This is a genomic window from Streptomyces silaceus, assembly GCF_001419745.1.
In the GTDB taxonomy this organism is placed as follows: Bacteria; Actinomycetota; Actinomycetes; order Streptomycetales; family Streptomycetaceae; genus Streptomyces; species Streptomyces silaceus.
Genome location: NZ_LIRJ01000001.1, coordinates 1 through 24,400, shown reverse-complemented (window position 1 = coordinate 24,400; position 24,400 = coordinate 1). Strand labels below are relative to the sequence as shown.

General features: G+C 72.7%; 22 protein-coding genes. 11 read left to right on the top strand and 11 right to left on the bottom strand.

The annotated features are described in order from the left end of the window. Window positions 1-68: 68 nt before the first annotated feature. A complete protein-coding gene (locus AOK22_RS00110; protein WP_055696428.1) occupies window positions 69-2,480 on the bottom strand; it encodes a penicillin acylase family protein in 2,412 nt (803 codons plus the stop codon). Between the two features lie 139 nt (window positions 2,481-2,619). On the opposite strand from AOK22_RS00110, the gene AOK22_RS00105 reads away from it, so the two are divergent. Further along, on the top strand, window positions 2,620-4,134 hold the full coding sequence (locus AOK22_RS00105) for an acyl-CoA synthetase (RefSeq protein WP_055696427.1): 1,515 nt from the start codon (window positions 2,620-2,622) through the stop codon (window positions 4,132-4,134). Between the two features lie 62 nt (window positions 4,135-4,196). After that, window positions 4,197-4,757: a GNAT family N-acetyltransferase gene (locus tag AOK22_RS00100; RefSeq protein ID WP_055696426.1), complete on the top strand. Its 561-nt coding sequence runs from the start codon at window positions 4,197-4,199 to the stop codon at window positions 4,755-4,757. Between the two features lie 111 nt (window positions 4,758-4,868). On the opposite strand, the gene paaK is transcribed toward AOK22_RS00100, so the two are convergent. Next, on the bottom strand, window positions 4,869-6,152 hold the full coding sequence (gene paaK / locus AOK22_RS00095; protein WP_107101806.1) for a phenylacetate--CoA ligase PaaK: 1,284 nt from the start codon (window positions 6,150-6,152) through the stop codon (window positions 4,869-4,871). A gap of 214 nt (window positions 6,153-6,366) precedes the next feature. On the opposite strand from paaK, the gene AOK22_RS00090 reads away from it, so the two are divergent. The 3 genes from AOK22_RS00090 (at window position 6,367) to AOK22_RS00080 (ending at window position 8,594) form a co-directional block, all read left to right on the top strand. After that, complete coding sequence (locus AOK22_RS00090; protein ID WP_055696425.1) at window positions 6,367-7,212, top strand: alpha/beta fold hydrolase; 846 nt, start codon at window positions 6,367-6,369, stop codon at window positions 7,210-7,212. Between the two features lie 170 nt (window positions 7,213-7,382). After that, window positions 7,383-7,994 (top strand): chorismate mutase, encoded by a 612-nt coding sequence (locus AOK22_RS00085; RefSeq protein ID WP_055696424.1) that lies wholly within the window; start codon window positions 7,383-7,385, stop codon window positions 7,992-7,994. 156 nt (window positions 7,995-8,150) lie between these two features. Then, on the top strand, window positions 8,151-8,594 hold the full coding sequence (locus tag AOK22_RS00080) for a cupin domain-containing protein (protein WP_055696423.1): 444 nt from the start codon (window positions 8,151-8,153) through the stop codon (window positions 8,592-8,594). A 66-nt stretch (window positions 8,595-8,660) separates the two neighbouring features. On the opposite strand, the gene AOK22_RS00075 is transcribed toward AOK22_RS00080, so the two are convergent. Together AOK22_RS00075 and AOK22_RS00070 are read right to left on the bottom strand one after the other, a co-directional pair. Further along, window positions 8,661-9,188 (bottom strand): hypothetical protein, encoded by a 528-nt coding sequence (locus AOK22_RS00075; protein ID WP_055696422.1) that lies wholly within the window; start codon window positions 9,186-9,188, stop codon window positions 8,661-8,663. A gap of 130 nt (window positions 9,189-9,318) precedes the next feature. Next, complete coding sequence (locus AOK22_RS00070) at window positions 9,319-10,944, bottom strand: acyl-CoA synthetase (protein WP_055696421.1); 1,626 nt, start codon at window positions 10,942-10,944, stop codon at window positions 9,319-9,321. Between the two features lie 221 nt (window positions 10,945-11,165). Between AOK22_RS00070 and AOK22_RS00065 the strand changes: the two genes are divergently transcribed. The 6 genes from AOK22_RS00065 to AOK22_RS00040 all read left to right on the top strand — a co-directional run bounded on the left by AOK22_RS00065 (window position 11,166) and on the right by AOK22_RS00040 (window position 16,736). After that, complete coding sequence (locus tag AOK22_RS00065) at window positions 11,166-11,966, top strand: crotonase/enoyl-CoA hydratase family protein (RefSeq protein ID WP_055696420.1); 801 nt, start codon at window positions 11,166-11,168, stop codon at window positions 11,964-11,966. Between the two features lie 98 nt (window positions 11,967-12,064). Next, window positions 12,065-13,027, top strand: coding sequence for a Zn-ribbon domain-containing OB-fold protein (locus tag AOK22_RS00060; RefSeq protein ID WP_055696419.1), 963 nt, complete (start codon window positions 12,065-12,067; stop codon window positions 13,025-13,027). After that, window positions 13,028-14,107 (top strand): thiolase domain-containing protein, encoded by a 1,080-nt coding sequence (locus AOK22_RS00055; RefSeq protein WP_055696418.1) that lies wholly within the window; start codon window positions 13,028-13,030, stop codon window positions 14,105-14,107. Beyond that, the gene (locus AOK22_RS00050) at window positions 14,104-15,306 is read left to right on the top strand and encodes a thiolase domain-containing protein (protein WP_055696417.1); all 1,203 of its coding nucleotides are present in this window, start codon (window positions 14,104-14,106) and stop codon (window positions 15,304-15,306) included. Before AOK22_RS00055 ends, AOK22_RS00050 begins: the two co-directional genes overlap by 4 nt. Before the next feature lie 108 nt (window positions 15,307-15,414). After that, window positions 15,415-15,657, top strand: coding sequence for a DUF397 domain-containing protein (locus AOK22_RS00045; RefSeq protein WP_055696416.1), 243 nt, complete (start codon window positions 15,415-15,417; stop codon window positions 15,655-15,657). A gap of 86 nt (window positions 15,658-15,743) precedes the next feature. Beyond that, window positions 15,744-16,736 (top strand): universal stress protein, encoded by a 993-nt coding sequence (locus AOK22_RS00040; protein ID WP_079036229.1) that lies wholly within the window; start codon window positions 15,744-15,746, stop codon window positions 16,734-16,736. A 78-nt stretch (window positions 16,737-16,814) separates the two neighbouring features. On the opposite strand, the gene AOK22_RS00035 is transcribed toward AOK22_RS00040, so the two are convergent. The 7 genes from AOK22_RS00035 to AOK22_RS00005 all read right to left on the bottom strand — a co-directional run bounded on the left by AOK22_RS00035 (window position 16,815) and on the right by AOK22_RS00005 (window position 24,158). Then, entirely contained in the window at window positions 16,815-17,513 is a 699-nt protein-coding gene (locus AOK22_RS00035; protein WP_157872120.1) for an HAD-IA family hydrolase, read from the bottom strand. 38 nt (window positions 17,514-17,551) lie between these two features. Then, on the bottom strand, window positions 17,552-18,712 hold the full coding sequence (locus AOK22_RS00030) for a GNAT family N-acetyltransferase (RefSeq protein ID WP_055696414.1): 1,161 nt from the start codon (window positions 18,710-18,712) through the stop codon (window positions 17,552-17,554). Between the two features lie 5 nt (window positions 18,713-18,717). Beyond that, window positions 18,718-19,896 (bottom strand): DegT/DnrJ/EryC1/StrS family aminotransferase, encoded by a 1,179-nt coding sequence (locus AOK22_RS00025; RefSeq protein WP_055696413.1) that lies wholly within the window; start codon window positions 19,894-19,896, stop codon window positions 18,718-18,720. Window positions 19,897-19,904: 8 nt separating this feature from the next. Beyond that, entirely contained in the window at window positions 19,905-21,071 is a 1,167-nt protein-coding gene (locus AOK22_RS00020) for a class II D-tagatose-bisphosphate aldolase non-catalytic subunit (RefSeq protein ID WP_055696412.1), read from the bottom strand. Between the two features lie 78 nt (window positions 21,072-21,149). Beyond that, window positions 21,150-22,391 carry a glycosyltransferase family 2 protein gene (locus tag AOK22_RS00015; protein WP_055696411.1) on the bottom strand — a complete coding sequence of 414 codons (1,242 nt, stop codon included), beginning with the start codon at window positions 22,389-22,391 and terminating at the stop codon, window positions 21,150-21,152. 18 nt (window positions 22,392-22,409) lie between these two features. Continuing rightward, window positions 22,410-23,636: an MFS transporter gene (locus AOK22_RS00010; RefSeq protein WP_055696410.1), complete on the bottom strand. Its 1,227-nt coding sequence runs from the start codon at window positions 23,634-23,636 to the stop codon at window positions 22,410-22,412. Window positions 23,637-23,660: 24 nt separating this feature from the next. Beyond that, on the bottom strand, window positions 23,661-24,158 hold the full coding sequence (locus tag AOK22_RS00005; protein WP_055696409.1) for a cupin domain-containing protein: 498 nt from the start codon (window positions 24,156-24,158) through the stop codon (window positions 23,661-23,663). Window positions 24,159-24,400 lie beyond the last annotated feature (242 nt).

The window sequence follows — 24,400 nt, the reverse complement described above, 5'->3', positions numbered from 1 at the left end:
GGTATGAGGCTCCGTCAAAGGTGCCGGGCCGGGCCCCGGTTGTGGGGCCCGGCCGTCGGGAAGTGGTGTCAGCGGTGCTCTCGCGCGCGGACCACCTTCAGGGCCGGATCCGCGAGGATGTCCTTCTCGCAGAAGCGTGACGTCACCCAGCGCTCCTCGGCGTACAGCTTCGTCTGGTCGCTGAAGTGCGGTGAGCGGGGGTTCGACGACTGGGAGTACGACAGGAGCGTGCGGGCCTTCGGACAGCGGCCCTCGGTCCAGCCGACCGCCTGGACATGGCTCGTGCCGTGCACGACCTCGGTGTACCCGGCCTTCGCGTCCCAGTTCGGCTCGACCTTGTTCCAGACCCCGAGCGACTCCGTGCCACCGGAGACGGGGATGCGCTCGCCGTCGCGTACGACGTACTGGTTCGCGCCCAGCGGCGCGTCCAGGGCGATGCCCGCGGCGGTCAGCTCGGTGACCGCGTCGGCCAGCGCGGTGCGGAAGCCCGGCAGCGCGGTGTCGAGCGTGTTCGGGGTGCGCACCGGATCGGCCGCCGAGAAGGGCACCTTCCACAGCTGTGCGCCGGGCACGGCCGCCGTCAGCTTGCGCCAGAAGCGGTCGAAGAGCAGCGCGCCCCGGCTGTCGGTGTCCATCGCGTGGTCCCAGCGCGCCAGGACCGTGCAGGCCCGGCTCACGTCGACCGCCGTGCCGTCGCTTCCCGTCGCCGTGCCGCCCGGCAGCGCCGCGCACGCCTTCGCCGTGTCGTCCGCCGCCAGGTCCGCCGCCGGCACCCGGTTCGCGAACTGCTGCCGCTGGAGGTCCGCGACCGTCAGATCACCCTTCTCCGCCATCGCGGCGACGTCCTCGACCGCGCCGCGCGTGCGCATGGAGCGCTGCGTGCCGATCGTGCCGAAGATCCGCTCGTAACCGGTGATCGGGCGGTCCGCGTTGGTCAGCCAGGCGCTGTCGTTGGAGTTCTCCGCGTACGGGGCGTCCTTGAGGGTCGGCATCCGCGAGGGGCCGAAGATGCCCGGCTGCACCGCGTCCTTGTCGGAACCCAGCGCGCAGTCGCCGCGCGAGCCGTCGAGCACGGCGACGCCCGACGCCGGATAGGTGACCTTGCCGAGCGCGGTGCTGCACCGCTGCGCCAGGTCGTCGGTGATGCGGGGCAGCACCTGCGACTGGCTCAGCAGCGAGTGGCCGTGGCGGTCGGCGGCGACGGTGTTCACCCAGGGCAGACCCTGGGTGTCGCGCAGCGACTTGAGGATGCCCGCGGTGGAGCGCGCCGTGCCGAACCCGAGGTCGGTGTCGGAGCCGCGCAGGTTCACGGCGTTGGGGTCGTTGAGCGCGTACGCGGTGGTGGACGACCAGGGGAGGGGGAGCTGTGGGCCGAGCCCGGTGACGACGGGGCCGTAGCGGGTCCACCACTGGGTGCGGGTCACCGGCGCACCGCCCTTGACCGGCACCGTCACCGTGCGCTTCGTCATCTTCCGGGGCTTGCCGTCGACGAGATAGGACGTTGGGTCGGCGGGGTCCAGCGTGAGCTGATGGAGATTCAGGGTGACGCCGGTCGCGACCGTGTGGCTCCACGCCACGTCGCCGTTGAAGCCGATGTTGACTACGCTCGTGCCGAGCAACGACCCGCCGGACACGTTGAGTTCGCCGGGGATGGTCTGCTGCGACTGCCAGAAACGGCGCCCGCCCTGCCAGGGGTAGTGCGGGTTGCCGAGCAGCAGTCCCTTGCCGTTCGCGGTCGTGCGCCCGCTGAACGCCACGGCGTTGGAGCCCATGTCGGCGTCCTGTGCGGAGAGCAGCTCGCGGGCCGCCTTCGCCGTACGCCGCGGGTCGGGCGCGCGGTCCACGTCCTTCGCGCCGGGCGGCGCGGCGGCGGTGATGCCGTCGATGCCGCGTCCCTGTCCGCCGAGCACCTGCACGGCGAAGCCCTGCCTGGCGACGTCCAGGGCGGTGATCGGGCGCACCCAGTCGGCCTTGGCGCAGGCCGGGTCGGTGATGCGGTTCTGCTTCAGCCAGGCGTTGTAGCCCGCGGCGAAGCCCCGCATCAGTTCCTTGGAGCGACGGCTCGGTCCGGCCGGCGCGGGCTGCTTCAGGAGCTTCTCGACGGTGCCCGCCTCGCGTACACCGCGGAAGTACAGGTCGCTGGCGAGGTTCGTGGACGCCGAGGACAGCGCGGAACCGGGCGAGGCGTCGGGCCCGAAGTGGCGCGAGCGCTCGCCCCGGACGGTCAGATACCCGTCGGCGAGCGTGCACACCTGGTCGGCGGCCTGCGCCCAGCCGGTGCCGAAGCCGAGGTTCGCGTAGTCCTTGGCGAGGATGTGCGGGACGCCGTACTCGGTGTAGCGGATGGTGGCGTGCAGGCCGCCGCCGGACGGGCGGGCGTCCCGGGACACCGCGGCCCCCGCGCCGGACGACGGCAGCAGGGCCACGGCCGTCAGCAGGGTGATTCCCACGGCTGCCGTGCGTCTTGTGCGGTTGCGCATCGTGCCTCCCAACTGGGGTGAGGGAAGGAGCGGTTGAGCGTACCAAGCGGTATGTCGATTGATCCCCGCGGCGACGTGGATCCTTTGGCCCGGCGTAGATCTCTTGACCTCGGCGGTGGCCGGGCACAGGATCACGCCCATGACGGGTGTACGTGACAACACGGTCGACGGAGTCCTCCGGCGCAGTGCGCGCCGCACGCCTCGGCGCACGGCGCTGCACTACGGCGAGCGGTCCTGGACGTACGAGGAACTCGACGACGCCGTGTCGCGCGCGGCGACCGTGCTGCGCGCGCAGGGCCTGGCCTCCGGCGACCGCGTCGGCGCCTACGCCCACAACTCCGACGCCTACCTGATCGGCTTCCTCGCCTGCGCGCGGGCGGGCCTGGTCCACGTGCCGGTCAACCAGAACCTCACCGGCGACGACCTCGCCTACATCGTCCGCCAGTCCGGCAGCTCCCTCGTCCTCGCGGACCCGGACCTCGCGGGCCGTCTGCCCGAGGGCGTACCGTCCCTGGCGCTGCGCGACGCGGAGGACTCGCTGCTGGCGCGGCTCGCCGGGGCGGCGGTGTACGAGGGGGAGGGGCCCGGCGCTGAGGACGTGGCGCAGCTGCTCTACACCTCCGGGACCACCGCACTGCCCAAGGGGGCGATCATGACGCACCGGGCCCTCGTCCACGAGTACGTCAGCGCGATCACCGCCCTCGACCTCAAGGCGGCCGACAGGCCGGTCCACTCGCTCCCGCTCTACCACTCGGCGCAGATGCACGTCTTCCTGCTGCCCTACCTCGCGGTCGGCGCCGAGAACACGATCCTCGACGCGCCCGACCCCGAGCGGATCTTCGAGCTCGTCGAGGCGGGCCGCGCCGACAGTCTGTTCGCGCCGCCCACCGTCTGGATCGGCCTCTCGCGCCACCCCGGCTTCGCCACCCGTGACCTGGGGGCCCTGCGCAAGGCGTACTACGGGGCGTCGATCATGCCGGTCCCGGTCCTGGAGCGGCTGCGGTCCCGGCTGCCGGGGCTCGGCTTCTACAACTGCTTCGGGCAGAGCGAGATCGGCCCCCTCGCCACGGTCCTGGGACCCGACGAACACGAGGGCCGCATGGACTCCTGCGGACGGCCCGTCCTGTTCGTCGAGGCGCGCGTCGTGGACGAGGACGGCCAGGAGGTGCCCGACGGCACCCAGGGTGAAGTCGTCTACCGCTCACCGCAGTTGTGCGAGGGCTACTGGGACAAGCCGGAGGAGACCGCGGAGGCGTTCCGCGACGGCTGGTTCCACTCGGGCGACCTCGCCGTGCGGGACGCCGAGGGCTGCTTCACGGTCGTCGACCGGGTCAAGGACGTCATCAACTCCGGGGGAGTCCTCGTGGCCTCCCGCCAGGTCGAGGACGCGCTGTACGAGCACGAGGGCGTCGCGGAGGCCGCGGTGATCGGTCTGCCGGACGAGCGGTGGATCGAGGCGGTCACGGCGGTCGTCGTACGCGCCGACACGAGCGCGGGCAAGGGGCTCACGGAACCCGACCTCATCGCCCACGCCCGCGACAGGCTCGCCCACTTCAAGGCGCCCAAGCGGGTCCTGTTCGTGGACGGACTCCCACGCAACGCCAGCGGAAAGATCCTGAAGAGGGAGCTGCGGGACCGCTTCGGAGAGGAGTGAGGACGCAGTCCCGCACGCGGGCATCCCGCACGTGGCCCGAGGCGGCTGCGTAGGATCCCCTGATGGCCGACACCACCCACCTCCGGCAGGGGCCGCGCGTCGCCGTGCGCCACCTCCGTCGCGAGGACCACGACGAGATCTCGGCGCTGTCCCGGGAGAGCGCCGAGTTGCAGCGGCGCTGGCTGGGCGTCCGTGAGTTCACGCGGGAGGCCTTCGAGCGGCGCCTCGAACGGCTGGGGCGGCCCACCCACGAAGGCTTCGTGATCTGTCTGCGCGACACCGGCGCGATCGTGGGCGGCGTCAACATCAACGACATCGTCCGGGGCGCCCTGCAGACCGGCACCCTCGGCTACACCGCCTACGCCTCCACGACCGGCCGGGGGTACATGACCGAAGGGCTGGGGCTCGTGGTCCAGCACGCCTTCGGGCCGCTGGGGCTGCACCGGCTGGAGGCCAACATCCAGCCGGACAACGTCGCCTCGCTCCACCTCGTCGCCCGGCTGGGCTTCCGGCGCGAGGGATACTCGACGGCCTTCCAGCTCATCGACGGCGCATGGCGCGACCACGAGCGCTGGGCCCGCACGGCGGACGACCCCGTGCCCGGAGGCCGCGCGGGCCGCTAGGAGCGCGCCGTGCGGCCGGCGCCGGAACGGGACTCGTCCACCGTGGCGGGGTCCAGGCGGGACAGCCGGGACCGGGCGACCGGTGTCCTGGGCCGGTCCGGCGTGTCCCTCTCAGACCCGCAGATCCACGATCCGCTTGAACTTCCCCACCGACCGCTCCAGCGTCTCCGGATCGACGATCTCCACGCCGACCGAGACGCCGATGCCGTCCTTCACCGCCGCCGCGATCTCCCGCGCGGCGGCCTCGCGCCGCTCGGGCGGCGTGTCCGCGCGCGCCTCCGCCCGCACGGTCAGCGCGTCCATGCGGCCCTCGCGGGTCAGGCGCAGCTGGAAGTGGGGCGCGATGCCCGCCGTACGCAGCACGATCTCCTCGACCTGGGTGGGGAAGAGATTGACGCCCCGCAGGATCACCATGTCGTCGCTGCGGCCCGTCACCTTCTCCATCCGGCGGAAGATCCGCGCCGTGCCGGGCAGCAGACGCGTCAGGTCCCGTGTCCGGTAGCGGATCACGGGCATGGCCTCCTTGGTGAGCGCCGTGAACACCAGCTCGCCGCGCTCGCCGTCCGGCAGCACCTCACCCGTGATCGGGTCCACGACCTCGGGATAGAAGTGGTCCTCCCAGATGTGCAGCCCGTCCTTCGTCTCCACGCACTCCTGCGCGACACCCGGGCCGATCACCTCCGAGAGCCCGTATATGTCCACGGCGTCGATGGCGAAGCGCTCCTCGATCTCGCGCCGCATCTCCTCCGTCCACGGCTCCGCGCCGAAGATGCCGACGCGCAGGGACGTCGTACGGGGATCGACGCCCTGCCGCTCGAACTCCTCCAGGAGCGTGAGCATGTACGACGGGGTCACCATGATGATCTCGGGCCGGAAGTCCTGGATCAGGCGCACCTGACGCGCGGTCATGCCGCCGGACGCCGGGATCACCGTGCAGCCGAGCCGCTCGGCGCCGTAGTGCGCGCCGAGCCCGCCCGTGAACAGGCCGTAGCCGTACGCCACATGGACCTTGTCCCCGGGCCGGCCGCCCGCGGCACGGATCGAGCGGGCCACCACGTCGGCCCACATCGACAGGTCCTGCTCCGTGTACCCGACGACCGTGGGCAGTCCCGTCGTGCCGCTGGAGGCGTGCAGGCGGCGCACTTCGGACTGCTCGACCGCGAACATCCCGAACGGGTAGTTGGCCCGCAGGTCGTCCTTGGTGGTGAAGGGGAACCGTGCCAGGTCGGCGAGCGAACGGCAGTCGTCGGGGTGCAGGCCCGCCTTGTCGAACGCCGCCCGGTAGAACGGCACGTTCTCGTACGCGTGCAGCAGGGTGTCCTGGAGGCGTTCCAGCTGCAGCGCGGCGAGCTCCCGGGGGCCGAGCCGTTCCGCCGCGTCCAGCAGTAGCGGCATACGCGTCATGAGGTGTGCTCCCGTCCCGAACGGGCGACCGATCATTCGGTCGTCGATCTTCCTTGGACCTCAGTAATCCAGTCCGGACGGTGGGCGTCAAGAGATCGGGCACCTCCGCTTTGAGCTGGGGCGCCGCGTCATGGGCCACCGTCATGGGCCAGCGCGGGCGAGGGCCGATTGCCCGCGCCCGACGCGGGATGTGATGATCACTCGCATGCCGACATTCAGCGCGTACGACGGGACGGAGCTCGCCTACCACGAGAAGGGGGACGGCGAACCGCTGCTGTGCGTGCCGGGCGGCCCCATGCGCGCCTCCGCCTACCTCGGGGACCTCGGCGGCCTCACCGCGCACCGCCGCCTCGTCCTGCTCGATCTGCGCGGCACCGGCGACTCCGCGGCGCCCGCCGACCCGGCGACGTACCGCTGCGACCGGCTCGTGGACGACGTGGAGGCGCTGCGCGAGCACCTGGGGCTCGACGAGATCGACCTGCTCGGGCACTCGGCGTCCGGCAACATCGCCACGCTGTACGCGGCCCGCCACCCCAAGCGGGTCCGCACCCTCGTCCTGGTCACCCCGTCCACGCACTCCGTCGGCCTCACGGTCACCGACGAGGACCACCGCGCCGCAGCGGCGCTGCGCGCGGACGAGCCCTGGTTCCCGGCCGCCGAGGCGGCGCTGAAGGAGATCGCGGCGGGCCGCGGCCCCGCCGAGGTGTGGGACGCCCTCGCGCCCCTCGCCTACGGCCGCTGGGACGCCGCCGCCCGGGCGCACCGCGCGGCGAGCGCCCGCGAGAAGAACGCGGAGGCGGCGGCCGCCTTCTACGGAGAGGGTGCCTTCGACCCGCCCGCGACCCGCGCCGCCCTGACCGCCCTGGACGCGCCGGTGCTCGTCCTCGCGGGGGAGTGGGACGGGGGCCCGAACCCCGCGCACGCCGAGGAGTTCGCCGGGCTGTTCCCGCGCGGGGTGCGCCAAGTGCAGCCGCGTGGCGGGCACTTCCCGTGGCTCGACGATCCCGAGTGGTTCGCGCGGCGCGTCGCGGGGTTCCTCGCGCAGGACTGAGCGGCGGGCGGGCGGCGGTGGGCGAGTGGCGCCCGGTGGCGGCGCGCACGGTTCGTCAGCACACGGTTCGCCCGTTGCACGGCTCGTACGATGAGCGCCGATCGCGCGCGGCCCCGGCCGCTCCCGCGCGGTCGCCGAACGTCCGTCACCGACCCCCTGGGGGAACCGTCGTGCGCCTCACCTCTACGGCCGGCCGTCTGCTCACCGCCGGCGCCGTGGCCGCCGCTCTGCTCGCGGGAGGCGGCGCGGCCGTCGCGGCGCCCGCGCACCCGCCGGCGCCCGCGGCCTCCGCCGGTCCGTACGCCCTGCTGCACCCCTTGGCCGAGCTGTCCGCCCGGCGCCTGGCCACCGCCGACCTGGTCGCCGCGGCCAAGTACGGCACGGACAGCCCCATCGACGACCCGGCCCGCGAGAAGCAGGTCCTGGACGCGGTGGCCGCCCAGGCCAAGGAGCTCGGCGCCGACCCGGAGGCGACCGTGCGGATCTTCCGCGACCAGATCGAGGCCAACAAGCTCGTCCAGCGGGGCCTGTTCCGGCGCTGGGACGCCGACCCCTCCCAGGCCCCGACGGAGCGGCCCGACCTCGCCGAGGTGCGCGAGGAGATCAACCGGATCAACACCGGTCTGGTGCGGGCCGTCGCCGCGTCCCCGGACGCGCGGACGGCGCCCTCCTGCGGGGGCGTGCTGACGGCGGCGGCCGTCCGGGTGGGGCACCAGGAACGGCTCGACGCCCTGCACTCCGTGGCCCTGGGGCGCGCGGTGCGGTCGGTCTGCGCGGGCTGAGTCCCGGCGCTCGTGATTCCGTTTGCCGCATCAGCAAGGTCAATTGCCGTATCTGATGCGACGGGAGCACTCTGGATTCCGTCAAGCCGACGCGGGGGACGAGTCGACAGGCCAGGCCTCCGCACAGCCAGGCAATCGGAATCGAGAGGCTTCACGATGAGTTTCCAGGACGGCACCGGGACCGCGCAGGACTCCGACGACAGCACGCCGCTGAACAACCGCGTCCACCACGTCCGCTCCGGCGAGCTGGACGGCTTCGCCGCCATCAGCGGCAGCATGGTCGGCTCGAAGAAGCTCTGGATGGGCATGGTGGAGAACCCGCCGCTGAGCTCGACGGACAACCACCACCACGGCGACTCGGAGGCGGGGATCTACGTGGTCAGCGGCCACCCCGTGTTCGTCTACCACGACGGCACGCGGGAGGTGCGGGTCGCCGCGGGCCCGGGTGACTTCTTCCTCGTGCCGCCGTTCGTCCCGCACCGGGAGGAGAATCCCGACCCGGACGAGCCCGCGGTGGTCGTGATCGCCCGGACCACACAGGAGCCGATCAAGGTCTCCGTGCCGGAGCTCTACCAGCTCACGGAGGAGAACGCGGCCTGACGGGCGGGACCCGGGGCGGCGCGCTCGCGGGTACGGGAAGCCGTCACCGCGGGCCCGCCCCGGGTCCTAGCCCACCCAGCCGCGCAGCAGCTTCTCCCGCTCCGCCCCGCGCGGCGACGCGCCCTCCGCGCCGCGGCCCCACTCCGACATGGCCGCCAGCGTCGTGGACATCGTCGCGGCGCCCTCCGTGAGGCGGGCGAGCAGGGCGCGGGAGAGGTCGACCTCGGTCCTGGGGTAGCCGGCGGAGGCGGCGACGTAGGCCGACAGCTCGCGTTCGCCGGCGGACGTGCGCACGCGCACCGTCATCATCGCCGGGGCCTCCTCGACCATGCCGGGGCCCACGGGCATGGCCAGCTCCTTCACCGTGCCCAGGGTGAGGCGCGTGACCGTGCCGACCCGCCGCATCAGCGACTTGGCGGGCACGTCCGCCACGGTGAGGGACTCCACGTCCTCCCACAGGTACAGGCGGGCCTGTCCGTCGCCGAGCGCCTCCACGCCCTCGGGGGTCAGGCGGACGCCGGGCGCAAGGCCGGACGGCTTCGCGCCCACGTACACGTCGCCCTCGGCGATCCAGAACAGGCCCACCATGGCCATCGGCTGCTCACTACTCCCCGGCGACGGCCGGGCCGTCGTGTCACACGTCCAATGATCTGACCAGCCAGTCTAATCAGAGCTGACCTGGGCCTTCGACCGGAGTGCCGGGGAAGCGGAAGGGTGGCCGCCGCTACTGTTCGCGCGCTCCCTGGGAGGCGACCGACTTGGCCCAGCGGTAGTCCGCCTTGCCGCTCGGCGAGCGCTGGATGTGGTCCGTGACGACGACGGCGCGCGGGATCTTGTAGCCCGCGAGCAGGGCCCGGCAGTGCGTCTGGATCGCGGTCAGGTCCAACGAGGGGGCGTCGGGGCGCAGTTGGACGACGGCGGCCACCCGGTTGCCCCAGCGCTCGTCCGGTACTCCGGCGACCAGCGCGTCGTACACGTCCGGATGGGACTTCAGGGCCTGCTCGACCTCCTCCGGATACACCTTCTCGCCGCCCGTGTTGATGCACTGCGAGCCGCGCCCGAGCACGGTGACGATGCCGTCCTCGTCGACCGTCGCCATGTCGCCGAGCAGCACCCAGCGCTCGTCGCCCTTCTGGAAGAAGGTCTCGGCGGTCTTCGCCGGGTCGTTGTAGTAGCCGAGCGGGACATGGCCGCGCTGCGCGAGGCGGCCCACCTCGCCCACCGGGACGGGATCGTGCGTCGCCGGATCCACCACCCGCGTCCGCTCGTTGACCTCCAGGCGGAAGCCCTTCTCCGGGCCCGAGTCGTCCGTGGCCTTGCCGTTGGAGCCGGACTCGGAGGAGCCGAAGTTGTTCAGGAGCAGTACGTTCGGCACCAGTTCCTGGAACTGGGCGCGCACCGTCTCCGACATGATCGCCCCGGACGAGGAGACGCTGAACAGCGACGACAGGTCGGTACCCCTGAGCGGTCCGCGCAGCGCGTCGACGAGTGGCCTGAGCATCGCGTCGCCGACCAGCGACACGCTGGAGACCTTCTCCTTCTCGATCGTGCGGAGCACTTCCTCGGGCACGTACTTGCGGTGAATGGCCACCCGCTGACCGTAGTTGAAGGCGATGAACGAGGTCAGCGTCGACGTGCCGTGCATCAGTGGGGGAGTGGGGAAGAAGGTGATGCCGGGGCCGCCCGCCGCGACGCGCTCGGCGAGCTCCTCGGGGCGCTTGACCGGGTCGCCCGCCGGCTCGCCGCCGAAGAGCCCGGCGAAGAACAGGTCCTCCTGGCGCCACATGACGCCCTTGGGCATGCCGGTCGTGCCGCCGGTGTAGATGATGAACAGATCGTCCGCCGAGCGCGGTCCGAAGCCGCGCTCCGGCGAGCCCGCGCTCTCCGCGTCGGCGAAGGCCACCACGTCGAGCGCCGGGGCGCCGGCGGGCGGCGCGCCCACCCGTATCAGATGCCGCAGCTTGTCCGTGCGCGGCAGCGCGGCCGCGACCCGCTCGGTGAACTCGGCGTCGAAGACCAGCGCGGCGAGGTCGGCGTCGCGGTAGAGGTAGACCAACTCCTCCTCGACGTAGCGGTAGTTGACGTTGACCGGCACGAGACGTGCCTTGAGGCAGGCCAGGACCGTCTGCAGGTACTCCACGCCGTTGTACAGGTGCAGACCCAGGTGCTCGCCCGGCTTCAGGCCGCTGTCGATCAGGTGGTGCGCCACGCGGTTGGCGGCGGCGTCGAGCTCGGCGTAGGTCAGACGGCGCTCCGCGCCCGTGCCGGGATGGTCGATGTACACGAGCGCCTCGCGGTCGGGGACCACGTCGACGACCGACTCGAACAGGTCGGCAAGGTTGTACTCCACCGTGCTCCTCCTGACCCCGGAGTCCAAGCGACGTCTGGCTTGGCGATTGGCTTGGCGGTCATCAGAGCAGAGGCACCCACAAGTGGGAAGGGCCCCCGCAGAAGAAAACTGACTGACTGTCAGAAAACTCTTGAACTGGCTCTCCGCCTACTGCAACCTGTTCCAGGTCCGTGGGCGACGGGGCAGTCGCCCGGCGACGGCCGATGGAGGGAGCACGGCACATGGGTGGGACCGAACACCTCTCCGTGCGGCGCGAGGGCGCCACACTGATACTCACGCTGAACAGGCCCGAGGCGAAGAACGCGCTGTCCCTGGCCATGCTCGTCGGCCTCTACGACGGATGGGTCGCGGCCGACGAGGACGACGGCATCCGCTCGATCGTGCTCACCGGCGCGGGCGGTTCCTTCTGCGCGGGCATGGACCTCAAGGCCCTCGCCGGCAAGGGCATGGAGGGCCAGCAGTACCGGGACCGGCTCCAGGCCGACCCCGATCTGCACTGGAAGGCGATGCTGCGCCACCACCGGCCCCGCAAACCCGTCATCGCCGCCGTCGAGGGCCACTGCGTGGCGGGCGGCACCGAGATCCTCCAGGGCACCGACATCCGCGTCGCGGGCGAGTCGGCGACGTTCGGGCTCTTCGAGGTCAAGCGCGGCCTGTTCCCGATCGGCGGCTCGACCGTGCGACTGCCCCGCCAGATCCCTCGTACGCACGCCCTGGAGATGCTCCTCACCGGGCGCCCCTACTCGGCGGCCGAGGCGGCGTCGATCGGGCTCATCGGACGGGTCGTCCCGGACGGCACGGCGCTGGAGAGTGCCCTCGCCGTCGCCGAGCAGATCAACGCGTGCGGGCCGCTGGCGGTCGAGGCGGTCAAGGCGTCCGTGTACGAGACGGCCGAGATGACGGAGGCCGACGGGCTCGCCGCCGAGCTGAAGCGGGGGTGGCCCGTGTTCGACACGGCCGACGCGAAGGAGGGGGCGCGGGCCTTCGCGGAGAAGCGGGCGCCCGTCTTCCGGCGCGCGTAGACCGTTCCTCGGCTGCGGGGCCGTCGTGGCTGGTCACGCAGTTCCTCGCGCCCCTCTCCGGGGCGCGTTCCCCGTCACCTGGAAACGGAGTTCCCCTCATGGCATCCGCCCCCTCGCCGGAGGTGCTGCGCGCGCCTCTCGTCGTCGAGTTCCCCTTCACCCGCTCCCTCGGGCCCGTGCAGAGCGCCTTCCTCACCGGGCTGCGCGAACGCACCGTGCTCGGGGTCAGGACCGGCGACGGCCGGACACTCGTGCCGCCCGTCGAGTACGACCCGGTGACCGCCGAAGAGATACGGGACCTGGTCGAGGTCGCCACGACCGGCACCGTCACCACCTGGGCCTGGAACCACGAACCCCGCCGCGGCCAGCCCCTGGACACCCCCTTCGCCTGGGTCCTCGTCACGCTCGACGGCGCCGACACCGCCCTGCTCCACGCCCTCGACGCGCCCGGCCCCGACGCCGTGCGCACCGGCATGCGCGTCCGCGTCCGCTGGGCCGCCGAACGCGTCGGCGCCATCACGGACATCGCCTGCTTCGAGCCGTACGAAGGGCAGGAGGAAGGCGGCCGACCCGCCCCGCACACGGGCGAGTTCACCGAGCCCGTCAGCGGCATCGTCGCGGCCGCGCGGCTCGACTACACCTACTCGCCCGGGCGCGCCCAGTCCGCCTACATCCACGCCCTCTCCGACCAGAGGACCGTCGGCGAGCGCTGCCCCTCCTGCCGCAAGGTCTACGTCCCGCCCCGGGGCGCCTGCCCCACCTGCGGCGTCGCCACGACGGACCGCGTCGAGGTCGGACCGCGCGGCACCGTCACGACGTACTGCATCGTCAACATCAAGGCGAAGAACCTCGACATCGAGGTCCCCTACGTCTACGCGCACATCGCCCTCGACGGCGCGGACCTCGCCCTCCACGCCCGCATCGCGGGCATCCCCTACGACCAGGTCCGCATGGGCCTGCGCGTCGAACCCGTGTGGACCGAGGGCGGCCGCTACCCCGACCACTACCGGCCCACGGGGGAACCCGACGCCGACTACGACACGTACAAGGAGCTGGTGTAGATGCCGTCGTCACCGTCCGCCGCGCGGCGGCCCGCCCGGGACGTCGCCGTCGTCGCCTTCGGGCAGAGCGACCACCTGCGCTCCACCGACGAGCTCTCCGAGGTCGAGATGCTCATGCCGGTGCTGCACGAGGTCCTCGCCGCCACCGGCCTGAGGACCAGTGACATCGGTTTCACCTGCTCGGGGTCCTCGGACTACCTCGCGGGCCGCGCCTTCTCCTTCACGATGGCGCTCGACGGGGTGGGTGCCTGGCCGCCGATCTCCGAGTCCCACGTCGAGATGGACGGCGCCTGGGCGCTGTACGAGGCCTGGGTGAAACTCCAGACCGGCGAGGCCGACACCGCGCTCGTCTACTCCTACGGCAAGTCCTCGCCCGGCTCCGTGCGCGACGTCCTGACCCGCCAGCTCGACCCGTACTACGTGGCGCCGCTGTGGCCCGACTCCGTGGCGCTCGCCGCGCTCCAGGCGCAGGCGCTCATCGACGCCGGCGAGACCGACGAGCCCGCGCTCGCCGGAGTCGCCCACCGCAGCCGCACCGACGCCGCCGCCAACTCCCATGCGCAGCTGCGGGGTCCGGTGGCGCAGGGCGACTATCTCGTACGCCCGCTGCGCACCGGAGACTGCCCGCCGATCGGCGACGGGGCCGCCGCCGTGGTCCTCGCCGCGGGCGAGCGGGCCGGGGCGCTGTGCGAGCGGCCCGCGTGGATCCGGGGCATCGACCACCGCATCGAGGCCCACGGCCTCGGCGTGCGCGACCTCACCGACTCGCCGTCGACCCGGCTGGCCGCCGAACGGGCCGGGCTCTTCGAACGGCCCGTCGACACGGCCGAGTTGCACGCCCCCTTCACCTCCCAGGAGGTCGTCCTGCGCAAGGCGCTGCGGCTCGGCGACGACGTCGCCGTCAACCCGTCCGGCGGCGCGCTCGCCGCCAACCCCGTGATGGCCGCGGGGCTCATCCGGCTCGGCGAGGCCGCCGCCCGCATCCACCGCGGGGAGTCCGACCGTGCCGTCGCGCACGCCACGTCCGGGCCCTGCCTCCAGCAGAACCTGGTCGCCGTCCTGGAAGGAGACGCCCGATGAACAGTCCGGTGAGGAGTCAGGCGGGCGGTTCGGCAGGAAAGGAACCGGTCGCCGTCGTGGGGATCGGGCAGACCAAGCACGTGGCCGCGCGGCGCGACGTGTCGATCGCCGGTCTGGTCCGCGAGGCTGCCCGACGTGCCCTGGCGGACGCCGAGTTGACCTGGGCCGACATCGACGCCGTCGTCATCGGCAAGGCGCCCGACTTCTTCGAGGGCGTCATGATGCCGGAGCTGTACCTCGCCGACGCGCTCGGCGCCGTCGGCAAACCGATGCTCCGCGTCCACACGGCGGGCTCCGTCGGCGGCTCCACCGCCCTCGTCGCCGCGAACCTCGTCGCGGGCCGCGTCCACGGCACCGTCCTGACCCTCGCCTTCGAAAAGCAGTCGGAATCCAACGCGATGTGGGGCCTGTCGCTGCCCATCCCGTTCCAGCAGCCGCTGCTCGCGGGCGCGGGCGGTTTCTTCGCCCCGCACGTGCGCGCGTACATGCGGCGCACCGGAGCCCCCGACACCGTCGGCTCCCTCGTCGCGTACAAGGACCGCCGCAACGCCCTGAAGAACCCCTACGCCCACCTCCACGAGCAGGACATCACCCTGGAGAAGGTCCAGGCCTCGCCCATGCTCTGGGACCCGATCCGCTACTCCGAGACCTGCCCGTCGTCCGACGGCGCCTGCGCGATGATCCTCACCGACCGTGCGGGCGCGGCCCGTTCGCCGCGTCCGCCCGCCTGGATGCACGGCGGCGCGATGCGCAGCGAACCGACGCTCTTCGCGGGCAAGGACTTCGTCTCGCCCCGGGCGGGCAAGGACTGCGCGGCCGACGTGTACCGGCAGGCCGGCATCGCGGACCCGCGCCGGGAGATCGACGCGGTCGAGATGTACGTGCCGTTCTCCTGGTACGAGCCGATGTGGCTGGAGAACCTCGGTTTCGCGGCCGAGGGCGAGGGCTGGAAGCTCACCGAGTCCGGCGTGACCGAGCTGGACGGCGACCTCCCGGTCAACATGTCGGGCGGTGTCCTGTCGACCAATCCCATCGGCGCGTCCGGCATGATCCGCTTCGCCGAGGCGGCACTTCAGGTGCGCGGCCAGGCCGGAGAACATCAAGTGGACGGGGCCCGCAGGGCACTTGGGCACGCCTATGGCGGCGGCTCGCAGTTCTTCGCGATGTGGCTCGTCGGGGCGGAGCCGCCCACCACGTGAGGGTGGACGCGGCGCGGGCCGGGCCGTGGTCCTTCCGTCGCGGCCTGTGCGGCGCCGGAAGCGAAAGCTAGGCTGGCGCCGGACGACGCATTCGGGAGGAGCACGGACGTGGCCGACAGCACCATTCAGCAGCACCCACTCGCGGGCTGGGACAAGCCGGAGCTCGACCTCAGCAGTGCCGACTGGCGATCCAGCAGCGCGGGGCGCGGAGACGTGGAGATCGCCTTCGTCGAGGGCTTCATCGCGATGCGCAACGGCGGCCGCCCGGAGGCCCCCTCCTTGATCTTCACTCCGGCCGAGTGGGGAGCCTTCGTGCACGGCGCGCGCGAGGGCGAGTTCGACCTGACGTAACAGCGGCCCGCCGCAAGGCCGTTCGGCCCTGCCGACGGTGACCTTCGGCCCTCCCCGCGCGGGCGGGGCCGCGCCAGGCTGAGGGCATGAACAGCGAGCCGGTCGACAGCGTCGGGAACGAGCCCGCCACGAGCGGGCTCGTGGGCGGAGGGGAATCGGACGCGCGACGGCCCGTCGTGGTGGCCGTGGACGGTTCGGCCGGCAGCGGCCGCGCCCTGGAGTGGGCGCTGGCCGCCGCCCGGCTGCGCGGCGCGCGCCTGCGGATCGCGCATGTGCGCTCGTACCGGACACCGCTCGTCGACGGGCCGTTCACGGCCCTGTTGGAGCGCCCCGAGTCCGATCCCGTGCTCGACCACGTCCGCGGCCTGCTGGACGGACGCGCGGACCTGCCCGAGCTGGAGTTCGTCACGGTGGACGGCGGCCCCCGGTACGAGCTGCCGCGGCTCGGCGACGACGCCGGGCTCCTGGTCCTCGGCTCGCGCGGCCGGGGAGGCTTCACCGGGCTGCTGCTCGGCTCGAACGGCCTGGCGTGCTCGCGCGAGGCGGCCTGCCCGGTGGTGGTCGTGCGCCCGGCGCCCGACGCGAGCCCGGAGCCGGGGCGGCGGCGCCGTGCGGCGGAGGACGACCCCGCCGTGGCCGACGGGCCCCGCGTGGTCCTCGGGCTCGCCGCGCCCGCGCCCGACGACGCCACCATCGCCTTCGCCTTCGCGGAGGCCGCGCGGCGCGGGGCCCGGCTCCAGGTGATCGCCGCCTACCCGTGGCCCGTCCTCAGTTCCACGGCCGCGGGTGACTTCGTGATGAGCGCCGTCGCGGACGCGGAGACGGAGAAGGAGTACGGGGGACTCGCGGGAGGCCTGCTCGCCCCGTTCCGCGGGCGGTACCCCGACGTGCCGGTGGACGTGAGCGTGCCCTCCGGTGACGCGGCGGGTCACCTCGTCGACGCCTCGCGCTCCGCCGACCTGGTCGTGGTCGGCCGCCACCGCCGCAGGCTCGCGCCGGGCCGCATGCTCGGCTCCGTCACCAACGCCGTGCTGCTGCACGCGGGTTGCCCGGTGGCGGTGGTGCCGCAGGTGACGTGAGGGGTACGGGGGGCGGGCCTCCGCGGCACGCGCCTCCCGCCTCCGCGCCCACCCCCGCGCCCAGGGCGGGGCCCGCGCCTACGCCCCGCCCCCGGCGACCACTTCGCCCTCCGCGCCGATCAGCAGGTCGACCCGATCCGGACCAGCCCCGGCCACCGCGATCCGCTCCAGTGAGTCCACCCGCACGACGGGTCCGGAAAGGGCGTCGGGCCAGGTCGCGTCCGTGCCCGTCACCGTGATCAACCGCATGCCCGCGGCGAGTCCGGCCGCGGCACCGGACGGGGCGTCCTCGATCACCACGCACTCCGCGACGTCCACGCCCAGCGCGGCGGCGGCCCGCAGGTACGGCTCGGGGTCCGGTTTGCCCCGGACCACGTCGTCGGCGGTGACCATGGTCCTCGGGGCCGGCAGGCCCGCGGCCCGCAGCCGGCCGCGCGCCACGGGACCGGAGCCCGAGGTGACCACCGCCCACTGGCCCTCGTCGAGGCGTGCGATCAGCCCGGCCGCTCCGGGGCAGGGCCGGCAGCCGTCGAACTCGGTGAGCTGCCAGCCCTGCATGAGCGCGACCTGTTCCTCCGGGTCGGCCGACGGGACCAGCGCCGCCGCCAGCTCCGCCTCCCGTCTGCCGTGCGCCGTCCGGTGCACCAGCTCGCGGTCGAGGCGGTGCAGGTCGGCCCACCGGTCCAACAGCGCGCCGATCAGGGGCATGGAGTCGACCAGGACCCCGTCCAGGTCGAACAGCACGGCCCGAGCCGTCCATCGGTGCTGCCCGCTCACATCGGCTCCTCTGCTCAGAAGGTGTCGGCTGTCCACGCTCAGAAGGTGTCGGGTATCCATGCCTCGCGCGGCACGATCGCCGCGTCGAGCAGGTCGATCTCGCGGTCCTGGCCCCAGGCCCGGCCGAAGTCCCGGCCCCGGCGCATCGACATGGCGCCCGCGTACCAGGACGCCAGCGAGCCCTCCGTGCACCACACGGTGGGCGTGCCGCCGCTCTTGACCGACACGCTGCCGCCGGAGAAGTCCAGGGTGTACGCCCGGACCGAGTCGTCGGCGAACTTCACCTCCAGACAGACGGAGGCCTCGACGGCGGTCGACCAGCCCCGCGCCTCCAGCGCCCGCCGGACGTCGAGGATCTTGAAGATGACCGGGTACCGGCCCTCCTCGACCAGCGTGTACTGCGGCAGCTCCCAGGCCGCGTACGGGGCACGGGACAGCACGGAGCGCCGGAACTCGATCTCGCGGACCTGGAGCGCCCGGGTGCTCAGCATGTCCAGCGCGGCGGGAACGTGCTCGGCGCGGTCGGCCCAGAAGTCGTGCACGACGACCCGGAAGCCCCACGGCTGGACCGGCTCCTCGGTGAAGGTCGAGAAGGCGACCAGCCCGCCGTCCTTGCGCAGGCCCAGCGTGTGCAGGGACGGGGTGCACCGCTGCTTCCAGGCGGCCCACCAGTCCGGGCGGCGCAGCGGCCCGTCCCAGCGGGGGGCCAGCCGTTCGTGGAGCGCGCGGCACTCCTGCGGGGTGGGCAGGACCGGCTCGTAGGACCGGTCGGCCACCGGGATCTCGGACGGGCGGACGGTGAAGGTCGAACCGATGGCCCCCACCTCCCAGCCCCAGCTGCGGTACATGCCGGTGGCGGGGCTCCAGCCGGAGGTGACGGCGGCGCCGCACTCCTCCTTCAGCCAGGCCAGCTTGCTCTGCATGATCCGCCTGCCGAGCCGTTCGCCGCGGGCCCATGGCGCGACCGCCAGCCAGGCGGTGCCCCCGGAGGGCACCGCCCGCCCCCCGAAGTACTGGTCGAAGGCGAAGACGAGACCGCCGCCGACGATCTCCCCGCCCTTGACGGCCACCTTCCCGTGCCCCTCGCGCAGCAGCGTCTCCGGCTCGTACGGTGCCTTGCCGAAGGACCGCCGCATGTGGACCAGCGCGGCGTTCAGGTCGTCCTCGCCCGCCATGGGCCGGATCTCGTACCCGCTCATCGTGGTCACTCCTTCCCCGCGCCGGCCGCGGACCGGTCGCCCGCGAAGTACTCGGCGACCGACGCACAGACGAAGTCGATGTCGTCCGCGTCGAGATCGGGCCTGATCGGCAGGCACAGATTCTGTACGGCGAGCGCCTCCGCGACCGGGAACGCGCCCGCCCGCAGGCCGAGACCGGCGAACGCCGGCTGGAGGTGCAGCGGCACGGGGTAGCGCACCACGGCGTCGACGCCCCGCGCCTGGAGGTGGTCCACCAGCCCGTCGCGCACCTTCTCGGACTCGGTGCGCAGCTGGAACAGGTGGTAGACGTGCTCGCCGGGCGCGCCGGGCGTCTGGAACGACACCGGCAGGCCGGCCAGCCGCTCCCGGTACGCGGCGGCGACCGTGCCGCGGGCCTCGTTCCACCGGTCGAGCCGCCCGAGCTTCTCGGTGAGCAGGAACGCGTGCAGCGCGTCGAGGCGCGAGTTGTAGCCGAGCAGCTCGTGCTCGTTCTGCCGGGACTGGCCGAAGTGGCGCAGCAGCCGCAGCTGTGCGGCGGTGTCCGCGTCGGCGCTGGTGACCGCGCCGCCGTCACCGGCGGCCGCCAGGTTCTTGGCCGGGGCGAAGCTCCAGCAGCCGGCCGCCGACGTGGTGCCGACCCGGACGCCGGCGAACCGGGCGCCCGCCGCCTGCGCGCAGTCCTCGACCAGCGCCGCCCCCGCCGCGCGGCACAGCTCGGCGACGGCGGGCACGTCCACGCTGCGGCCGAAGAGGTGCACCACCACGACGGCCTTCGTCCTCGTGGTCATGGCGGCGGCCACCTGGTCCAGGTCGATCAGGAAGTCCCGCTCCCCGCAGTCGACCAGCACGGGCGTCGCACCGAGCCGCACGATCGCCTGGACCGTCGCGTGGAAACTGTTGGCCACGGTCACGACCTCGTCGCCGGGACCGATGCCCAGGGCGTCGAGCGCGAGCACCAGCGCGTCCGTGCCGGAGTTGACGCCGACGGTGTGCGCGACGCCGAGGTAGTCGGAGAAGGCGCGCTCGAAGCGTTCGACCTCCGGGCCGAGGACGTACTGGCCGGAGAGCAGGATGCGCCGCAGCCCCGGCAGCGTCACCGTGTCGAGGTCGGGGAACTGGTCCGCGTAGTGGTACTTCGGCACGCGGTACGCCGAGGGGGGAGTCGTCGACGCGGAGTGGTCCATGGCGCCCCTCACCTGGCCTGGAGCTGCGGCTCGGCGTACCAGCGGTCCGAGCCCGCGAGCAGATAGCGCTCGATGAGCAGGGTGAGTTCGGAGACGATCTGCGCCCGCAGGCCGGGCAGGCCGCGTGCCGTGAGCACGGCGTCCAGCTCGGCGCGGATCTCGTGGAACTCCTCGGTCTCGAAGACGTAGTGGCCGGAGATGACGGCGCGTTCGTAGTCCGTCGCGGGTGTGTCCGCCGTCATCCACTTGCCCCACTTGCCCGACTCGAAGGAGAGCGAGAGGAACCGTTCGGTCGCCTCGGCGAGCTGGAACTCGCCGAGGAGGCGGAGCACCACCCGGGTCTCCGCGGTGCCGAATTCGGGGGCGACGTTGGCCGCGTGCACTCCGGCGCGGGCCAGCGCGCCGATGTCGGCCGGGTTGAGGTAGTCGCAGTTGTGCGCCTTTAGCCGGGTGCCCCGCTCCCGGCAGGTCTCGGCGAAGGCGGCGATGCGGGCCCGGACCGCGTCCCGGGACTCCGGCCGCAGGAAGGCGCCGGTGTTGGACAGCTCCTGGACCTTCGTACCGGTCTGCGCCACGACGAAGACCGGTCCCGCGAGGCCGCGGCCGATGATCTCGGCCCACACCTCGTCGAGCTGCGAGGCGAACTGCTCCGGGTCGTTGGCCTCCACGCCCTGCGGCTCGAAGCCGATCTCGAAGCGGATCGGGCGCCGTGCCTCGTCGGCGGCGGTCGCACAGCGTTCGTAGAGCGAGACCAGGCGGCGGGCCGCCGCGTCGAAGGGCGCCTCGCCGGAGCGCTCCACCGAGGAGTCGATGTGCAGGATGTCGAAGCCGGCCTCGATGTCGCTGCGGAAGGAGTCCGTGCAGGACTCCAGAGCCTCGTCCTCGGACGTCAGCGACCGCTCGGTGGGGTGCTGCCACGGGCCGCCGTGGTCCCGGCACAGCAGGGCGCGCCGCTCCGGGTCGCGGGCTCGTACGTATTCGGCGAAGTCATCGGTCGACCAGCCCAGATAGCCGCCGCCGAAGCGCTCGGAGTCCACCTGGGAGCGGCTCGGTATCAGCATGATCCGACTGCCGCAGCGGTACGCGGCGCTGAGCGCGGCGTCGACCGTGTTCCGGGACACGGGGCCGATGCCGAGGAAGGGGAGCTGCTCTCTGTCGAAAGGGGAACTGGGCACGTTCGTCTCCTCAGAGGTGTCAAAGGTGTCGGAGGTGCTGGCCGAGAGGGATGCCGGAGGCTCGCGGCGGGGGAGAGGTCAGGGGCGCTGGTCGCGCGGCGCGCCGGGCCGGTCGCCCCGGTACTTGTCGAGGTCCCCGATGGGCGAGTCGACGGGCCAGGTGCACCACGGGAACTGTTCGAGGGAGGGGGGACGGTCGGCGGTGTCGGGCGCGCAGCGCTCGTGGTGGAGGTGGAGCAGGTCGGTGTCGAACCGTTCGAGTCCGCCGTACAGTTCGGCGCGCCAGGCGAAGTCGTTGTCCTCGCCGCCCCAGCCCTCCAGGCGTTCGTCCATCCCGGCCATCCGGTCGAACAGGCCGCGGCGGACCCACACGCAGCCGCCCGGCGTCCGGTGCAGGTGGGTGCCCCGCAGCCGCTCCGCGTCCACGGCGGCCCGCTCCGGCCCGCAGCGCCGCGCCACGGCCAGGTCGCTGCTGGGCCCGTCGGCGAACAGTACGTGCTGGTAGGGCCAGTGGCCCTGGAGGGTGTCGTCCTCGAAGCGGGCGACGCAGCGGGAGAGGAAGCCGGGGTCGAGCAGCAGGTCGCCGTCCAGGACGCAGACCAGCTCGTCGGGACCGCCGCCGTGCACCACACCGCAGTTGACCGTCCATGCCTTGTTGAAGCGCCCCGGTGCGTACGCGAAGACGTAGCTGTCCGCGTACGCGCCGAAGACGGACTGCCAGCGCGGCCGGGTGTCGGACTCGACGATGACCACGCGGTACCGGTCGCGGGGCAGGTCCTGGTCGTCGAGCGAGGCCAGACAGGCGGCGAGGTTGCGGGCCCGGCCGTCGTCGGCGCTCGTGGAACGGAACGGGACGACGACGGTCGCGAGGACCGGATCGGCCGTCGGGCGGGGGCGCGAGGTGTCGATTCCCGCGAGGATCCGCTCCGTGGGGAGCGGGGCGACCACGTGGGTGTCGGTGACGTCCGCGCCGATGTGTGCGCTGATCCTGGCGGTCTGCCGCAGGGCGCGCACCACGTCCGTGAGAGCGGCGGCGGCCGTCCGGTCCTCGTCGAGGACCTTCGTGGTCGCCGCGGTGAGCGCCCGGAACGCGGCGAGGTCCCGGGGCGCGGCGGCCAGGGTGTCGATCAGCGGCGCGAGGAGCGCGCCGCCCCGTTCGCGGTAGCGGGCGAGTGCCGCCAGGTGGTCGTCGCGGCACCACTGCCACATGCCCCACGCGGTGCTCTGCGCGTCGGGATCGGCGGTCAGTACGACGCAGCCCGCCAGGCGGCGGGCCAGGAGCTGCGACGCGGTGAGGCCGTCGGCATCACGAGGGGCCATCGTGTCTTCGCCTCCTTCTCAACGATCGGTGGTCAGTCCCCTCCGGCTGGACAGGACGGCGCAGCCGCCGGCCGTCACCAGTACGCCGACGGCCAAAAGCACGAGTCGCGGGTCGGCTTCGTAGAGCGCGCCGACCATGCCCGGCGCGACGCCGAACGCGATCGTGCCGGTCATCTGGAACACGGACATGTAGCTGCCGCGCATCTCCTCGGGGGCGTGGGCGGCGACGGCCGCGTTGCCCGCGGGCACGCAGAGCATCTCGCCGACGCTGTAGACGACGATGGCGGCGATCACCACGGCCAGCACCGCCGTGCGCCCGACCTCGGCGGCGAGCGCGAAGAGGGCGCTGGTGACGATGAAGCAGGCGGCGCCGATCGCCATGGTCAGGGTGCGGTGCTGGGTGCGGACGAGGTGGGTGACGGGCAGTTGGAACGCGAAGAGGATCAGGTAGTTGAGGCAGGTGGTGGCCATGACCCACCAGACCGGCAGGCCCAGCGAGTCGACGAGGTAGAGCGACAGGAAGCTGCTCGGCAGTGTCCAGGCCGTGGCGATCAGGGCCTGGCCGATCAGCAGTCTCAGGAAGACGCGGTCCCGCAGGACGCGCCGGAATCCGGCGCGGGGGCCCGCGTCCTCCCGCGGGGTCCGCGCTCCTTGCAGGTGCCGCTTGGGCAGGGACAGGGCGAGCACCGCCGAGACCAGTGAGGTGACCGCGTTGAAGACGACCAGGACGTCGAGCGAGCCCGGCCCCGAGCCCGCCAGGAACACCCCGCTGGCCAGGGCGCCCAGGCCGAGACTGCCCGACCCGACGGCCTGCATCAGCGCGTACCAGGCGTCGAGGCGGCCGGGGCCCGCGATCACGGCGATCAGGGTGGGCCAGGCCGCGTAGTACATCCGGTCTCCCGCCATCACGGTGAACACCGCGAGGAAGAGGCCGACGTACCCGTCGACGAAGGGATAGGCCAGGTAGCCGGCCGCGGTCACCAGATTGCTGAGGACCGCGAGGGCGCGGGGGCCGAACCGGTCGGTGGCGGCACCGGCCGCCGGTGCCAGGGCCAGCGCGGAGAGGGTCGCCGCGCTGGTGGCGGCTCCCACGCCCGCCACCGGCAGACCGGTGGTGACGGTGAAGTAGTAGAGCGACAGGGGCAGGAACAGGCCGACCCCGAGGGTGTCCACCGCGGCCGCCACCACGATCCTGCGGTGTTCGCCGACCTCCGGCACCGACTTCGACAGCGTCTTGAACACCATCGGGCGGAACCCCGACGGCCGGGCCTAGTGCTCCGTCTCGACTCGCCCGTCCCCGCGCCGGTAGTCGTCGTCGAGACGCACGTTGTCCGAACCGTCGTCGGGCGTGCACACCTCCACCAGGACGATGTCGGTCACGGCCTCCACCCGGTGCACGCTGCCCGGGTCGACGTGGGCCAGCGTGCCGGACGGCATGGGGAGTTCCAGGGTGGGGCCGTCGTGTTCCGCCCGGTAGTGCAGGACCGCCTCGCCCTCCAGGATGAAGTAGCTCTCCCGCTTCTCCCGGTGGTACTGCAGGCTGGTGCGGCTCCCGGCGGTGATCCGGATGACCTTGAAGCCGTACGGCGCGTCCGTCTCGTGGAGCCAGCGCTCGCGGCCCCAGGGCTTGATGACGACCTTGGTGTCGGCGAAGTCCAGGACGCGGAGGCCCGAAGTGATCGAGCGCATGTTCCTGGTGTCGTGCGGTTCATTGCTGTCGGGTTCGGCGATTCCCGACGACGGCTGGACCTGAAGTGCACGTTCCACGATGCTCCATTTCCGAGGCAGGTGGGGACAGACCTGCGCGGGGCCGACGTGGCGCGACGGCCCGGCGTTGGTCTAGACCAGGAAATTATCAGTGGTGCCCGTGAGCCACAAGGGGTTATCAACTCGCCCCGCTTGCAGGGCGTTTCACCTCAGATGCGGTGCCGTGAGGCCATCTCCGGAACCGTCCGGAACAAGCCGATCGGGTGTGCTCATGACGGTGTTCCGGCCCGCCGGCGGGCCGG

Bases quoted from the DNA above. Each gene is read 5' to 3' on its own strand.
- AOK22_RS00060 (WP_055696419.1), top strand. From the start codon at position 12,065: ATGGCATCCGCCCCCTCGCCGGAGGTGCTGCGCGCGCCTCTCGTCGTC.
- AOK22_RS00065 (WP_055696420.1), top strand. From the start codon at position 11,166: ATGGGTGGGACCGAACACCTCTCCGTGCGGCGCGAGGGCGCCACACTG.
- AOK22_RS00055 (WP_055696418.1), top strand. From the start codon at position 13,028: ATGCCGTCGTCACCGTCCGCCGCGCGGCGGCCCGCCCGGGACGTCGCC.
- AOK22_RS00030 (WP_055696414.1), bottom strand. From the start codon at position 18,712: ATGAGCGGGTACGAGATCCGGCCCATGGCGGGCGAGGACGACCTGAAC.
- AOK22_RS00105 (WP_055696427.1), top strand. From the start codon at position 2,620: ATGACGGGTGTACGTGACAACACGGTCGACGGAGTCCTCCGGCGCAGT.
- AOK22_RS00110 (WP_055696428.1), bottom strand. From the start codon at position 2,480: ATGCGCAACCGCACAAGACGCACGGCAGCCGTGGGAATCACCCTGCTG.
- AOK22_RS00040 (WP_079036229.1), top strand. From the start codon at position 15,744: ATGAACAGCGAGCCGGTCGACAGCGTCGGGAACGAGCCCGCCACGAGC.
- paaK (WP_107101806.1), bottom strand. From the start codon at position 6,152: ATGCCGCTACTGCTGGACGCGGCGGAACGGCTCGGCCCCCGGGAGCTC.
- AOK22_RS00010 (WP_055696410.1), bottom strand. From the start codon at position 23,636: ATGGTGTTCAAGACGCTGTCGAAGTCGGTGCCGGAGGTCGGCGAACAC.
- AOK22_RS00080 (WP_055696423.1), top strand. From the start codon at position 8,151: ATGAGTTTCCAGGACGGCACCGGGACCGCGCAGGACTCCGACGACAGC.
- AOK22_RS00025 (WP_055696413.1), bottom strand. From the start codon at position 19,896: ATGGACCACTCCGCGTCGACGACTCCCCCCTCGGCGTACCGCGTGCCG.
- AOK22_RS00100 (WP_055696426.1), top strand. From the start codon at position 4,197: ATGGCCGACACCACCCACCTCCGGCAGGGGCCGCGCGTCGCCGTGCGC.
- AOK22_RS00075 (WP_055696422.1), bottom strand. From the start codon at position 9,188: ATGGCCATGGTGGGCCTGTTCTGGATCGCCGAGGGCGACGTGTACGTG.
- AOK22_RS00050 (WP_055696417.1), top strand. From the start codon at position 14,104: ATGAACAGTCCGGTGAGGAGTCAGGCGGGCGGTTCGGCAGGAAAGGAA.
- AOK22_RS00090 (WP_055696425.1), top strand. From the start codon at position 6,367: ATGCCGACATTCAGCGCGTACGACGGGACGGAGCTCGCCTACCACGAG.
- AOK22_RS00015 (WP_055696411.1), bottom strand. From the start codon at position 22,391: ATGGCCCCTCGTGATGCCGACGGCCTCACCGCGTCGCAGCTCCTGGCC.